Here is a 14,142-nt window from a genome sequence, read left to right as displayed (position 1 = left end):
TTGTTCTATTTTTTGGAAGATCGGTGCTGCGCTCGGGGCCCTCAGCCCCGCAATTGAATCCAGGTGGTTTTCAGCTGGGTGTACTTGTCGAACGAATGCAGCGACAGGTCGCGGCCAAAGCCCGACTGCTTGCCGCCGCCAAAGGGCACGGTCACGTCCAGCGCGTCGACGGTATTCACCGACACCGTCCCGGCATTCAGCCGCCGTGCCACCCGGTGCGCGCGGTTCAGATCGTCGGTCCACAGCGACGCGGCCAGGCCATAGATGTGCTCGTTGGCCAGGGCCACCGCCTGGTCTTCGTCGTCGAACAACGTGACCGCCAGCACCGGGCCGAACACTTCTTCGCGGGCCAGGGTCATGTCGGCGGTCACGCCCGTGAAGAGGGTCGGCTCGATGAAGTTGCTCGAGCCGTCGAAGCTCAGTTGCCGACCGCCGCACACCAGTTGCGCGCCCTCGGCCCGGGCCTGTTCGATGTAGCGCTTGATGCGCTGCGTCTGCCGCGCATCGACAATGGCCCCGGCCCGGCTCGCCGGGTCCAGCGGATTGCCCGGCTGCCACTGGCGCGCCTTGGCCACCAGGCGCTCGATGAACCCGTCGGCGATCGAGCGCTGCACCAGCAGGCGCGAGTTGGCCGAGCAGACCTCGCCCTGGTTGAAGAAGATGCCGAATGCGGCTTTCTCGGCCGCCAGGTCCAGGTCCTGGCAATCGGCGAACACCAGGTTCGGGCTCTTGCCACCGCACTCCAGCCAGACCTGCTTGAGGTTCGATTGCGCGGCGTACTGCATGAAGTACTTGCCCACCTCGGTGGAACCGGTGAACACCAGGGCATCCACCTCCATGTGCAGGCCCAGGGCACGACCGGCCTCCTCGCCCAGGCCCGGCACCACGTTGAGCACGCCCTTGGGAATCCCGGCTTCGATGGCCAACTCCGCCAGGCGCAGGGCCGAGAACGGCGACTGCTCGGCCGGCTTGAGCACCACGCTGTTGCCGGCGGCCAGGGCCGGGGCCAGCTTCCAGGCGGCCATGTCCAACGGGAAGTTCCACGGCACCACCGCGCCGATCACCCCCAGCGGCACCCGGGTAATGGTCGCCAGGACATTGCTCGCGCTCGGCGCCACCTGGTCGTAGAGCTTGTCGAGGCTTTCGCCGTACCAGGCGAACACCTGCGCGGCGCCCGGCACGTCGATGTTCCAGGCATCCATCACCGGCTTACCCATGCTCAGGGAATCGAGCAAGGCCAGTTCGTCGCGGTGCTCCAGCATCAGCCGCGACAGGCGCAGCAGGATCGCCTTGCGCTCACCCGGCGCCATCCTGGCCCAGGGGCCCTGCTCGAACGCACGACGGGCGCTGCGCACCGCCCGGTCGACCTCGACCTCACCGCAGGCGGCCACCTGGGCCAGGAGTTTCTCGGTGGCCGGGTTGACCACAGCGAAGCGCGCGCCGCTCTCGGCCTGGCACGCCTCGCCGTCGATAAAGGCGCTGTCGATCAGGCGTTGGCGTTGCGCCAGGGCTGTCCACTCGTTGAAATCGTTCACCGCGGATTCCTTGTTCTTATGAGTTGTCATGAAGGGTTGCAGAGGTATTCGGCCAGGCGCTCCATCAGCCGGTCGCAGGCCGCCATCTGCTCGACGCTGACGAATTCGTCCGGCTTGTGGCCCTGGTCCATGCTGCCGGGGCCGCAGACCACCGCCGCAATCCCGGCCTGATGGAACAGCCCGCCTTCGGTGCCAAAGGCCACGGTGCTGAAGGCCGCGCTGCCACAGAGTTGCGCCACCAGTTGCGCGGCGGCGCCTTCAGGGGCAGTCGCCAACCCCGGATAGGCCGAGATCGCTTCGAAGCGGATCGCCGTGTCGGCCTTGATTGCCTGCATCGCCGGCAACAGCGCCTGTTCGGCATAGCCTTGCAGTTCGTCCACCACCGCCTGGGGCTCGAAGGCCGGCAAGGCACGCACCTCGAAGTCGAAGCGGCAATCGGCCGGGACGATATTCAGCGCCGTGCCACCCTGGATCACCCCGACCTGCACGGTGGAGAACGCCGGGTCGAAGCGGGCGTCGTGATGCTCAGGGGCCGCCAGGCGCTGGCCGATCTCCCCCAGCCGGCCGATCAGCCGCGCCGCCTGCTCGATGGCGTTGACCCCGTAAGGCGCATAGGCCGAGTGGCACGGCGCGCCGTGCACATGGCAACGCATGGCCAGCTTGCCCTTGTGGCCGAGCACAGGCTTGAGCTCAGTGGGCTCGCCGATCAGGCACAGCGCCGGTTGGGGAATGCGCTGTGGCAACAGCTCCAGCAGGCTGCGCACACCGAGGCAGCCGACCTCCTCGTCATAGGAGAACGCCAGGTGCACCGGCCGGCGCAGCGGGCTTGCGAGAAACAGCGGCACTGCGGCCAGCACCGAGGCCAGGTAGCCTTTCATGTCGGCGGTGCCGCGCCCGTAGAGCTTGCCGTCGCGCTCGGTCAGGCTGAAGGGTTCGAACGTCCAGGACTGGCCGTCCACCGGCACCACATCGGTGTGGCCCGACAGCACCACGCCGCCTTCCAGCGCCGGGCCGATGCTGGCCAGCAGGTTGGCCTTGGTCCGCTCGGCGTTGTAGATCAGCTCGCAGCTCACCCCCAGACCGTGCAGGTAGTCGCGGACGAACTCGATCAGGGCCAGGTTCGAATCGCGGCTGACCGTGGCAAAGCCCACCAGCCTGGCCAACAAGGCGCGGCTGCGCAGCTCACTCATCGCCCGGCACTCCGTAGCTCGGCGCCAGGGTCGGGTTGAGGGCGCGGGTCAGGTAGTCCTGCAACTGCGGCTCGTAGGCGCTCCAGAGTTTCTGCAACTCGCCGATGGGGTTGGCCTCGGCCCAGTCCACCCGCAGGTCGACGATCGGCCAGACCAGCTCGCCGACCACCGACAGCGCCGCCGAATGCACCGCGCCCGCCTCGCCCCCGGCATCCTGCCCGGCCTGCAGCGCGCTGAGCAGCCGCGCCGCCAGGCAGCCTTCGCTGCTTTCGAAGGCCTCGACCATGCGCTCGATCACTGTGCTGTTGGCCAGCAGGTTGCCGGCCGCCACGCACTGCTCACCGGCCACCGCATTGTTAATGCCCAGTGCATGATTGCCGCTGAACAGCGCCGTGCGCCCCTGGGCATCCACCACCGCCACCTGGCGGTACTGGCTGTAGCCGTTGCGGGTCAATGCCTGGTCCAGGGCCTGCGCGGGCGCCAGGCCTTCGCCCAGGCCGTCGAGCACCTGCGGGCCGAGGGCCGGCAAGGTGATGTTCTGGCTCGACACCGCGCCCACCCCGCTGCGCAGCCAGGGGCAACGGGCGCCGACGGCGATGCTCGACGAGCTGATGGCGATGCCCAGCTGGCCGGTTTCGACGCAGCGGCCGACGATGGAGAAAGTCATGGCGAACTCCTTATTCGGGGATGACCGCGATCACGTCGATTTCCATCAGCCACTGCGGCTGGCCCAGGGCGCTGACCACCAGCCCGGTGGAGATCGGGAACACGCCCTTGAGCCACTTGCCGACCTCCTGGTAGACCGGCTCGCGGTAACGCGGGTCGATCAGGTAGGTGGTGGTCTTGACGATATGGCTGAGGTCGCTGCCGGCCTCTTCCAGCAATTGCTTGACGTTGCGCATGGCCTGTTCGGCCTGGGCCCGCGGATCGCCGAGGCCGACCAGCTGGCCATTGAAGTCGGTGCCGACCTGGCCGCGCACATACACGGTGTTGCCGGCGCGCACGGCCTGGCACAGGTCGTTGTCCAGGCTCTGGTTCGGGTAGGTGTCTTTGGTGTTGAACATGCGGATGCGGGTATGCGTAGGCATCAGCGGGCTCCCATGAGGCTGGTGGATTCAATGGAGGATTCGCACTCGACTTGACGCTGCGCGGCGTCGCGGTAATCGAAGTAGAGGCGCTGTTTGACGATGTGCTCGGCGATGTGCCGGGCGTCGTGCCACACGCCCCAGATAAACGCCGAGCCACGGCGCGACAGCCACGGCAGGCCGACGAAATAGACCCCGGGCTCGCTGGACACGCCGCGCTGATGGCGGGGCTTGCCGTTGTCCTTGAAGGCATCGACCTGCAGCCAGCTGTAGTCCACCGAATAACCGGTGGCCCAGATGATGGTGCCGACGCCGGCCTTGGCCAGGTCGAGTTCGAGGATCGGCTGGGTCAGGCACGGCGGGTCCGGCAGCATCACCCGCGCTTCGGGCTCTTCCGGCAGGTCCAGGCCGTTGCGGGCGATGTAGGCGTCGGCGGCGTCGAGCAGCGCCAGGTAGTTTTCGTCGCCGCGGGCAATGTTCTCGGCCAGGTTGGCCTCGAAGCGGGCCACGCCGTTCTCGAAGGCCTTGGTCAGGCCGACCAGGGTCATGCCCTGGTGGGCCAGCCGGCGGAAGTCCACGGTATGCCCGCCACGGGCGCCGCTGACGGCGATGGTCACGTGCTCCTTGCCCGGCTGCATGGTCTCGGCATCCCACTCGCCGAGCACCCCCAGCCACCAGCAGAAATCACGGTTGCGGTAGGCCCGCGGCGGACGGTCATGGGCCCCGACCGAAAGGTAGACCTGCTTGCCGGCGCGTTGCAGCTCATCGGCGATCTGCACCCCCGAGGAGCCCGCCCCCACCACCAGCACCGCGCCTTCGGGCAACTGCTGCGGGTTGCGGTAGGCCGCCGAGTGCATCTGCAGCACGCGCGGATCCTGCGGGGCGATCGGCGGGATCACCGGGCACTGGAACGGACCGGTGGCCACCACCACCTGGCGGGCTTCGATCACCCCGTCGCTGGTGTCCACGGTGAAGCCCGGGCGGTTAGCGTTACGCACCACCTTCCTGACTTCGACGCCGGTGCGGATCGGCGCATTGAACTTGCGGGCGTAGGTTTCGAAGTAGTCGGCCACCTGGTCCTTGCCGGCAAAGGCATCGGGGTCCAGGCCTTCGAATTCCAGGCCGGGAAAGCGGTCGTGCCAGGCCGGGCCGTTGGCCACCAGCGAATCCCAGCGCCCGGTGCGCCAGGCTTCGGCGATGCGGTTGCGTTCCAGCACCAGGTGCGGCACGCCCAGGCGGCTCAGGTGTTCGCTCATGGCCACGCCGGCTTGGCCGGCGCCCACTACAAGCGTATCGATTGTTGTTTTATGGGTTGTCATGTCTGCGCCCTACTGAGTGATCCCACGTAGGCAGCCGTGGGAGGTGTAGGACGCATTCTGGGAGAAGGCGGGAAATGCCGAAATTATGATTTTTGTGGTTGCTAGAGAGTAAAAAACTCTCTGGCTATCTGGGGTTTCTGTGCATCAGCGCAGGTTGCGCGGAATCGTCAGCCCGAGGTTTTCGCGCAAGGTGCTGCCCGGGTATTCGCGGCGATACACCCCGCGCTCCTGAAGCAACGGCACCACCTCCTCGGTGAACCGGCGAAACTGCCCCGGGTGGCCGATGTAGAGGTTGAAACCGTCCACGGCCCGCGCCTCGAACCATTCACTCATCTTCGCCGCGACGGTTTCGGCGCTGCCGACAAAGGCGCCGGGGCGCAGCTGTCGGGAGGCTTGCACCGCCTGGCGCAGGCTGAGTCCTTCGCTGACCGCGCGCTCGGTGATGCGCTTGGCCAGCGTGAAAAAGCTGCTGCGGGCGAACTCCAGGGCCTGCGCCGGGAAAGGTGCATCCAGCTCGTACTGGCTGAAGTCATGCCAGCCAAAGGAACGGCCGAACTCCAGCAGGGCCTGCTCGAAACTGTGATCGGCCGCGTGGTAATGACGTTCGAGTTCCCGCGCCTGCTCATCGCTGTCGCCGACGAACACCTCGGCCCCCGGCAGCACCAGCACCTGTTCCGGATCGCGGCCCTGGCGCAACGCGCGTTCCTTGATTTCCCGGTAGAACGCCTGGCCCTGCTCCAGGCTCGGCGCATGGGTGAAGACCACGTCGGCAATCGCTGCGCCCAGCTCACGGCCTTGTTCGGAGTCCCCCGCCTGGAAGATCACCGGCTGGCCTTGCGGCGAGCGTTGCAGGTTGAGCGGCCCGACCACGGAGAAATGCTCGCCCTTGTGGTTCAGCGCGTGCAGCTTGGCCGGGTCGAAATAACGCCCGGTGGCGCGATCCCGGACAAAGGCGTCGTCCTCCCAGGACTGCCACAAGCCCTGCACCACCTGCACATGCTCCCGGGCCCGGCCATAGCGGGTGTCGTAGTCGTAGTGCTCGTCGCGCCCGTAGTTGCCGGCGGTGCCGGCGTCGCCGCTGGTGACCACGTTCCAGCCGGCGCGGCCCTTGCTGATCAGGTCCAGCGACGCCAGGCGGCGGGCGACGTTGAACGGCTCGTTATAGGAGGTGGTGAGCGTGCCCACCAGGCCGATATGCCGCGTGCTCACCGCCAGCGCCGAGAGCAGCGTCAGTGGCTCCAGGCGGTTCAGGTAATGGGGCGGCGAGCCCGGGGTGATGAACTGGCTGTCGACGATGAAGATCAGGTCGAACAACGCCGCCTCGGCCTGGCGCGCAATGTCGATGTACCAGTCGATATTGACACTGGCGTCAGCCGGCAATTCGGGGTCCAGCCACAGGTTGTGCCGCCCGGGGCCACCGACGCCCATGGTCAGGGCGCCCAGTTTCAGTTGTCGTGTGCTCATGGAAGGTCCTTGATGGTTACGGCGCGGCCTGAACCGTCACAGCAGGATTCTGCAAGGCGGCATTAAAGGAGGTGTCGAACAGGCTGGCGGCCGGGTAGGACTTGATCAGGCCGATGCCACTGAAGAAATCCACGGTCTTCTGGGCGTCGGCGATGTTCTGCGGGCTGATCGGCCCCACGTCGGTTTGCGCCCGACGGAACCAGGCACGGGCGATCTCCCGGTCGGCGCGGGTGCGCTCGGCCCAGGCATCGGCATAGGCCTCGCTGTGGGCAGGATCGTTGACGCTCCAGGCCCGGGCTTTTTTCAGCCGTTGCAGGAAGTCGCCGATGGCCGCGCGTTTTTCTTCCAGGGAACGGTTGTTGCCGACCACGAAGCTCTGCGCCGGGATCAGCCCTTGCGCCGTGGCGATCACCCGGCCACCGCGCCGCTCCTGTTGCGTCACGTAGGGTTCCCAGGTGGCGATCACATCCACCGAGCCGCCTTCCAGCGCATGGAAGGCATCGAGGGCGCTGAGGTAGCGGATGTCCACCGCGTCACGGGGCACGCCAGCCTGGTCCAGCGCGCTGAACAGCAGTTGCTGGCTCCAGGAGCCCTTCCAGATCGCCACGCGTTTGCCACGGATGTCGGCGACGGTCTTGATCGGCGAATCCTGGTTGACCACGATGGCCACCCCGGAAAGATTCTGCCGGGTGACCGCGATCACCTTGATCGGCGCCCCCAGGGCACCGAGGAACAGCGGTGGCGCATCCCCCAGCAGCCCGAGGTCGAGGCTGCCGGAGTTCAGCGCTTCGGCCACCGGCGAGCCGGCGGTGAACTGCTTCCATTCCAGGGTGTATGGCAGGTTGTCGAGCACGCCGGCGGCATCCATCACCGCGCGGGTGTTGTAGCTTTGGTCGCCGACGGTGAGGGTGAGCGCCGAGGCACCGAGGCTGATGGACGCGGCCAGCGCGGCGGCGGCCAGTTGCAGAAGTGTACGCAAGGCAATCTCCAGGAAGTCGAAAGTCGGGGCTGTCATTTATTTGGTTATATAAGGAGAAATCTTAAAAACCACAGCCTATAAGCTAACGACACCAAGGAGCGCTGTAAAAGTCATTTTAGGAATAACTTAATATGCAAAATTTGCATTTAAAGACAGCCCTGGCGTAACGCGCTTGCCCAAGCCCTCTTCCTGGCAACCCAGGCGCACTGCGAGCAGGCTCGCTACAGCAGGGGTAAAGGATGCTTTTATCAGTCCGGTACAGCAGCAATGGGTCGATGCTCGATGGCTCGCGATGAGACTCGTCCCCTCTTCCCACCCTTACAATCCGGGAAACAATGAAATTCCATTTAAGGAATTGATAGCACCCTAACGAAAGGTGCATGCTAGAGGGCTTTCATCGCGCTTATATCATTCCGAATGATAGTTACCTTCGGCTCATTCGATTCGTGCGATACAACCCCTGCCGAGCATCATCCGCCCATCTCAAATACATTGGCGGATGATCCATGGAACAGTCACTCAAACACTTACGCTTCCCTCTCGCATTATTGGCTGTGCTGGTGATGAGCGCCTGTGGCAAGGCACCGCAAACGGCCGCCAACATGCCCGCCGCCAAAGTCAGTGTGGCCAAGGTGCTGGAGCAACCGGTCAACGAATGGGACGAGTTCACCGGGCGCCTCGAGGCGCCTGAAACCGTCCAGATCCGCCCACGGGTTTCCGGCCAGATCGACCAGGTGGCCTTCACCGAAGGCGCCCTGGTGAAGAAAGGCGACCTGCTGTTCCAGATCGACCCACGGCCGTTCCAGGCCGAAGTACGCCGCCTGGAAGCCCAGCTGCAACAAGCCCGCGCCACCGCCACCCGCAGTGCCAATGAAGCCCAGCGCGGCCAGCGCCTGCTGACCAGCAACGCGATTTCCGCCGAACTGGCCGACACCCGCACCAGCGCCGCCCAGGAAGCCCGCGCCGGGGTCGACGCGATCCAGGCGCAACTGGACGTGGCCAAGCTCAACCTGAGCTTCACCCGGGTCACCGCGCCCATCAGCGGTCGCGTCAGCCGCGCGGAAATCACCGCCGGCAACCTGGTGACCGCCGACGTCACCCCGCTGACCAGCGTGGTCTCCACCGACAAGGTCTACGCCTACTTCGACGCCGACGAGCGTGTGTACCTCAAGTACACCCAGCTCGCCCGCCAGGGCCAGCGCGGCCAGACCACCCCGGTCTATCTCGGCCTGTCCAATGAGGATGGCCACCCGCACCTGGGCCAGATGAACTTCGTCGACAACCAGGTCAACCCGCAGACCGGCACCATCCGCGGTCGCGCGGTGTTCGACAACAGCGACGGCAGCTACACCCCGGGCCTCTATGCGCGCCTGAAACTGGTGGGCAGCGGCACCTACTCCGCCGTGCTGATCAACGACGAAGCGGTGGGGACCGACCTGGGCAAGAAGTTCGTGCTGGTGATGGACGCCGACAACAAGCCGGCGTACCGCGCCGTCGAGCTGGGGCCGAAGATCGAAGGCCTGCGCATTGTGCGCAACGGCCTGAACAAGGACGACACCATCATCGTCAAGGGTCTGCAGCGAGCCCGTCCGGGCGCGCCGGTCAGCCCTGAAGTAGTGCCGATGGCCAGCAAGGAAACCCTCGCCGCCCTGGCGCAACAACGACAAGCCCTGGAAGCCAGCAACCTGCCTCAAGTCGCCCCCGCCAAGGGCGCGCCTGAAGCGGCTGCGAAACTGGCCAGCGCTGCGACTCCACGCGGTTAAGGGAAAAGACTCAAGATGAATTTCTCCCAATTCTTCATTTCACGGCCGATCTTCGCAGCGGTGCTGTCGCTGCTGATCCTGATCGCCGGCTCCATCTCGCTGTTCCAGCTGCCCATCAGCGAATACCCGGAAGTGGTACCGCCGACCGTGGTGGTACGCGCCAACTTCCCGGGCGCCAACCCGAAAGTCATCGGCGAAACCGTGGCCGCGCCCCTGGAGCAGGCCATCACCGGCGTCGAGAACATGCTCTACATGTCCTCGCAGTCCACCGCCGACGGCAAGATCACCCTGACCATCACCTTCGCCCTGGGGACCGACCTGGACAACGCCCAGGTGCAGGTGCAGAACCGCGTGACCCGGACCGAGCCCAAGCTGCCTGAAGAGGTGACGCGCATCGGTATCACCGTGGACAAGGCGTCGCCCGACCTGACCATGGTCGTGCACCTGACCTCGCCGGACAAACGCTACGACATGCTCTACCTGTCCAACTACGCCATCCTCAATATCAAGGATGAGCTGGCGCGCCTGGGCGGCGTCGGTGACGTGCAGCTGTTCGGCATGGGCGACTACTCGCTGCGGGTCTGGCTCGACCCGAACAAGACCGCTTCGCGCAACCTCACCGCCACCGACGTGGTCACCGCCATTCGCGAGCAGAACCGCCAGGTCGCCGCCGGTACCCTGGGCGCCCCGCCCGCGCCGAGCGCCACCAGCTTCCAGCTGTCGGTCAACACCCAGGGTCGCCTGGTGACCGAGGAAGAGTTCGAGAACATCATCATTCGCGCAGGCGACAACGGTGAAATCACTCGCCTGAAAGACATCGCCCGGGTCGAGCTGGGCTCCAACCAGTACGCCCTGCGTTCGCTGCTGAACAACCAGCCGGCGGTGGCGATCCCGATCTTCCAGCGCCCAGGCTCCAACGCCATCGAGATCTCCAACGAAGTGCGGGCCAAGATGGCCGAGCTGAAGCAGAGCTTCCCGCAAGGCATGGACTTCAGCATCGTCTACGACCCGACCATCTTCGTCCGCGGTTCCATCGAGGCCGTGGTGCATACCCTGTTCGAAGCACTGATCCTGGTGGTGCTGGTGGTGATCCTGTTCCTGCAGACCTGGCGCGCCTCGATCATCCCGCTGGTGGCGGTGCCCGTCTCGCTGATCGGTACCTTCGCCGTGATGCACCTGTTCGGCTTCTCGCTCAACGCCCTGTCGCTGTTCGGGCTCGTCCTGGCCATCGGTATCGTGGTGGACGACGCCATCGTGGTGGTGGAAAACGTCGAACGCAATATCGGCCTCGGCCTGAACCCGGTGGAAGCCACCAAACGCGCCATGCGCGAAGTGACCGGGCCGATCATCGCCACCGCCCTGGTGCTTTGCGCGGTGTTCGTGCCGGCGGCCTTCATTAGCGGCCTGACCGGGCAGTTCTACAAGCAGTTCGCCCTGACCATCGCGATCTCCACGGTGATCTCGGCGTTCAACTCCCTGACCCTGTCGCCGGCTCTGGCCGCGGTACTGCTCAAGGACCACCACGCACCGAAGGACGGCTTCTCCAGGTTCCTCGACAAGTTGCTGGGTGGCTGGTTGTTCAAACCCTTCAACCGCTTCTTCGACCGCGCCAGTCATGGCTACGTCGGCACCGTGCGCCGGGTGATCCGTGGCAGCGGCATCGCCCTGTTCCTCTACGCGGGCCTGATGGTGCTGACCTGGTTCGGCTTCGCCCACACGCCGATGGGCTTCGTCCCGGCCCAGGACAAGCAATACCTGGTGGCCTTCGCCCAACTGCCGGACGCCGCGAGCCTGGACCGCACCGAGGACGTGATCAAGCGCATGTCCGACATCGCCCTGAAGCAACCGGGCGTGGAAAGCGCGGTGGCCTTCCCGGGCCTGTCGATCAACGGTTTCACCAACAGCCCGAACAACGGCATCGTGTTCGTGACCCTCAAGCCCTTCGACGAGCGCAAGGACCCGAGCATGTCCGCCGGGGCCATCGCCGGCGCCCTGAACGGCAAGTACGCCGATATCCAGGAAGCCTACATGGCGATCTTCCCACCGCCGCCGGTACAGGGCCTGGGGACCATTGGCGGTTTCCGCCTGCAGGTCGAGGACCGCAGCGGCATGGGTTACGAAGAGCTGTATAAGGAAGTGCAGAACGTCATTGCCAAGAGTCGCAGCGTGCCGGAACTGGCCGGGCTGTTCACCAGCTATCAGGTCAACGTGCCTCAGGTCGACGCGGCTATCGACCGGGAAAAGGCCAAGACCCACGGCGTGGCCATCAGCGATATCTTCGACACCCTGCAGGTCTACCTGGGCTCGCTGTACGCCAACGACTTCAACCGTTTTGGCCGTACCTACCAGGTCAACGTCCAGGCCGAACAGCAGTTCCGTCTCGAGGCCGAGCAGATCGGCCAGCTGAAAGTACGCAACAACAAGGGCGAGATGATCCCGCTGGCGACCTTCATCAAGGTCAGTGACACCGCCGGTCCCGACCGCGTGATGCACTACAACGGCTTCGTCACCGCGGAAATCAACGGCGCGGCCGCACCGGGCTACAGCTCCGGCCAGGCGGAAGCGGCGATCGAGAAACTGCTCAAGGAAGAACTGCCCAACGGCATGACCTACGAATGGACCGAGCTGACCTACCAGCAGATCCTTGCCGGTAACACCGCGCTGTTCGTCTTCCCGCTCTGCGTGCTGCTGGCGTTCCTGGTACTGGCGGCGCAATACGAGAGCTGGAGCCTGCCGCTGGCGGTGATCCTGATCGTGCCGATGACCCTGCTGTCGGCCATCACCGGGGTGATCCTGTCCGGTGGCGACAACAACATCTTCACCCAGATCGGCCTGATCGTACTGGTGGGCCTGGCCTGTAAGAACGCGATCCTGATCGTCGAGTTCGCCAAGGACAAACAGGAAGAAGGCCTCGACCCGCTGGCCGCGGTGCTGGAAGCCTGCCGCCTGCGTCTGCGGCCGATCCTGATGACCTCGTTCGCCTTCATCATGGGTGTGGTGCCCCTGGTGTTCTCCAGCGGCGCCGGTGCGGAAATGCGTCATGCCATGGGTGTCGCGGTGTTCTCCGGGATGCTCGGGGTGACCTTCTTCGGCCTGCTGCTGACCCCGGTGTTCTACGTCCTGATCCGCAACTATGTGGAGCGCAGCGAAGCCCGCAAAGCGACCCGTGCCCTGAAACTGGAGGCGCAACAATGAGCCTGAAAGTCTTCCTGCCGAGCTTGCTGGTACTGGCCCTGAGTGCCTGTGCCGTCGGCCCGGACTATCAGACCCCGACGACCGAGGCGGCCAACATCACGGCCGCCACCGATGGCGCCGCGGGCCAGAAGAATTTCGACCGCGCGCGTTTCGAAGGCATCTGGTGGCAACAGTTCGACGACCCGGTGCTCAACCAACTGGTGACCAGGTCCCTGCAGGGCAACCGTGAGTTGCGCGTGGCCTTCGCCCGCCTGCGGGCCGCCCGGGCGATTCGCGACGACGCCAGCAACGATGCGATGCCGACCATCACCAGCCGCGCCAGCAGCGACCTGGCCAAGGGTCAGATCCCCGGCCAGACCACTCGCCGGGTCAACAGCGAACGCTACGACCTGGGCCTGGACATGGCCTGGGAACTGGACCTGTTCGGCCGCATCCAGCGCAACCTGGAAGCCAGCGAAGCCGACCAGCAGGCCGCCGAGGCCGACCTCTACCAGCTGCAAGTCACCATGATTGCCGAGCTGGTGGATGCCTACGGCCAGCTGCGCGGCGCCCAGCTGCGGGAAAAGATCGCCCTGGCCAACCTGAGCAACCAGCAGGAGTCGCGCAAGATCACCGAAAGCCTGCGTGACGCCGGCGTCGGCGACCAGCTCGACGTGGTCCGCGCCGATGCGCGCCTGGCCGCGGTAGAGGCCAGCGTGCCGCAACTGCAGGCCGAACAGGTGCGCCAGCGCAACCGTATCGCCACCCTGCTGGGCGAGCGTCCGGACAAGCTCAGCGTCGATCTTGCGCCCGCGCAGCTGCCGGCGATTGCCAAGGCTCTGCCGATCGGCGACCCGGGCGAGCTGCTGCAACGCCGTCCGGACATCCTCAGCGCCGAACGCCAGTTGGCCGCCGCCACCGCGCGGATCGGCGTGGCCAAGGCCGACCTGTTCCCCCGGGTCAGCCTCAGTGGTTTCCTCGGCTTCACCGCCGGGCGTGGTTCGCAGATCGGCTCCTCGGCCGCCAATGCCTGGGCCCTGGGCCCGAGCATTACCTGGGCTGCTTTCGACCTGGGTAGCGTGCGCGCCCGTCTGCGCGGCGCCAATGCCGACGCCGACGGCGCCCTGGCAACCTACGAGCAGCAAGTGCTGCTGGCCCTGGAAGAATCGGAAAACGCTTTCAGCGATTACGGCAAGCGACAGCAACGGCTGATCTCGCTGATTCGCCAGAGCGAGTCGAGCCGCGCCGCGGCGGACCTGGCACAAATCCGCTACCGCGAAGGCACCGTCGATTTCCTGGTGCTGCTCGACGCCCAGCGCGAACGCCTGGCCGCCGAAGACTCCCAGGCCCAGGCCGAGGTCGACCTGTACCGTGGCATCGTCGCCATCTACAAGGCCCTGGGTGGCGGCTGGCAGCCTGAGACGGTCGCCAGCAAGTAAGGCTTCAACCGAGCTCCTTTGGTTGGCCGCAACCAACCAAATTTTTGCCCCGTGTTCTCATTCGGTCACGGGGCTTTTTTTGCCTCAAAAAAAGCATCGCGGGCAAGTCGGATCGCCGCCCGCTCGCTCCTACGGCTCAGGCAGCGCAAGCGCCGCTTCGCGGCTGATCGCGAGCAAGCTTCGCTCCTACAAAG

Annotated in this window: 10 protein-coding genes; 3 read left to right on the top strand and 7 right to left on the bottom strand. The window is 65.6% G+C overall.

The features are described from left to right. Positions 1-41 precede the first annotated feature (41 nt). The 7 genes from PVZ80_RS06395 to PVZ80_RS06365 form a co-directional block, all read right to left on the bottom strand. On the bottom strand, positions 42-1,565 hold the full coding sequence (locus tag PVZ80_RS06395; RefSeq protein WP_435307285.1) for an aldehyde dehydrogenase: 1,524 nt from the start codon (positions 1,563-1,565) through the stop codon (positions 42-44). Then, on the bottom strand, positions 1,562-2,725 hold the full coding sequence (argE, locus tag PVZ80_RS06390; RefSeq protein WP_273863545.1) for an acetylornithine deacetylase: 1,164 nt from the start codon (positions 2,723-2,725) through the stop codon (positions 1,562-1,564). The genes PVZ80_RS06395 and argE overlap by 4 nt, the downstream gene beginning before the upstream one ends. Then, positions 2,718-3,392, bottom strand: a complete 675-nt coding sequence (locus tag PVZ80_RS06385; protein ID WP_273863544.1) for a DUF1028 domain-containing protein — start codon at positions 3,390-3,392, stop codon at positions 2,718-2,720. Before PVZ80_RS06385 ends, argE begins: the two co-directional genes overlap by 8 nt. Positions 3,393-3,402: 10 nt before the next feature. Beyond that, positions 3,403-3,813, bottom strand: coding sequence for a RidA family protein (locus PVZ80_RS06380; RefSeq protein WP_007924833.1), 411 nt, complete (start codon positions 3,811-3,813; stop codon positions 3,403-3,405). Next, positions 3,813-5,129 (bottom strand): flavin-containing monooxygenase, encoded by a 1,317-nt coding sequence (locus PVZ80_RS06375; RefSeq protein WP_273863543.1) that lies wholly within the window; start codon positions 5,127-5,129, stop codon positions 3,813-3,815. Before PVZ80_RS06375 ends, PVZ80_RS06380 begins: the two co-directional genes overlap by 1 nt. Positions 5,130-5,273: 144 nt before the next feature. Then, a complete protein-coding gene (locus PVZ80_RS06370; RefSeq protein ID WP_273863542.1) occupies positions 5,274-6,593 on the bottom strand; it encodes an LLM class flavin-dependent oxidoreductase in 1,320 nt (439 codons plus the stop codon). Positions 6,594-6,609: 16 nt separating this feature from the next. Then, on the bottom strand, positions 6,610-7,572 hold the full coding sequence (locus PVZ80_RS06365; protein ID WP_028682587.1) for an ABC transporter substrate-binding protein: 963 nt from the start codon (positions 7,570-7,572) through the stop codon (positions 6,610-6,612). Positions 7,573-8,078: 506 nt separating this feature from the next. Here PVZ80_RS06365 and mexE point away from each other — a divergent pair. The 3 genes from mexE to PVZ80_RS06350 are packed head-to-tail and all read left to right on the top strand — an operon-like array spanning position 8,079 to position 13,948. Next, on the top strand, positions 8,079-9,335 hold the full coding sequence (gene mexE / locus PVZ80_RS06360) for a multidrug efflux RND transporter periplasmic adaptor subunit MexE (RefSeq protein WP_009049255.1): 1,257 nt from the start codon (positions 8,079-8,081) through the stop codon (positions 9,333-9,335). A 15-nt stretch (positions 9,336-9,350) separates the two neighbouring features. Further along, a complete protein-coding gene (locus PVZ80_RS06355) occupies positions 9,351-12,530 on the top strand; it encodes an efflux RND transporter permease subunit (RefSeq protein ID WP_273863540.1) in 3,180 nt (1,059 codons plus the stop codon). Further along, the gene (locus tag PVZ80_RS06350; RefSeq protein ID WP_009049257.1) at positions 12,527-13,948 is read left to right on the top strand and encodes an efflux transporter outer membrane subunit; all 1,422 of its coding nucleotides are present in this window, start codon (positions 12,527-12,529) and stop codon (positions 13,946-13,948) included. The genes PVZ80_RS06355 and PVZ80_RS06350 overlap by 4 nt, the downstream gene beginning before the upstream one ends. Positions 13,949-14,142: the final 194 nt, after the last annotated feature.

The sequence above is a fragment of the Pseudomonas sp. B3G-3 genome, assembly GCF_028640915.1.
Taxonomy (GTDB): Bacteria; Pseudomonadota; Gammaproteobacteria; order Pseudomonadales; family Pseudomonadaceae; genus Aquipseudomonas; species Aquipseudomonas chlororaphis_I.
This window is presented reverse-complemented; position numbering and strand designations above follow the sequence as displayed.

What these genes read in the sequence shown, in the direction of transcription:
- PVZ80_RS06350 (WP_009049257.1), top strand. Translation starts at nt 12,527, where the DNA reads ATGAGCCTGAAAGTCTTCCTGCCGAGCTTGCTGGTACTGGCCCTGAGT.
- PVZ80_RS06385 (WP_273863544.1), bottom strand. Translation starts at nt 3,392, where the DNA reads ATGACTTTCTCCATCGTCGGCCGCTGCGTCGAAACCGGCCAGCTGGGC.
- mexE (WP_009049255.1), top strand. Translation starts at nt 8,079, where the DNA reads ATGGAACAGTCACTCAAACACTTACGCTTCCCTCTCGCATTATTGGCT.
- PVZ80_RS06380 (WP_007924833.1), bottom strand. Translation starts at nt 3,813, where the DNA reads ATGCCTACGCATACCCGCATCCGCATGTTCAACACCAAAGACACCTAC.
- argE (WP_273863545.1), bottom strand. Translation starts at nt 2,725, where the DNA reads ATGAGTGAGCTGCGCAGCCGCGCCTTGTTGGCCAGGCTGGTGGGCTTT.
- PVZ80_RS06370 (WP_273863542.1), bottom strand. Translation starts at nt 6,593, where the DNA reads ATGAGCACACGACAACTGAAACTGGGCGCCCTGACCATGGGCGTCGGT.
- PVZ80_RS06355 (WP_273863540.1), top strand. Translation starts at nt 9,351, where the DNA reads ATGAATTTCTCCCAATTCTTCATTTCACGGCCGATCTTCGCAGCGGTG.
- PVZ80_RS06375 (WP_273863543.1), bottom strand. Translation starts at nt 5,129, where the DNA reads ATGACAACCCATAAAACAACAATCGATACGCTTGTAGTGGGCGCCGGC.
- PVZ80_RS06395 (WP_435307285.1), bottom strand. Translation starts at nt 1,565, where the DNA reads ATGACAACTCATAAGAACAAGGAATCCGCGGTGAACGATTTCAACGAG.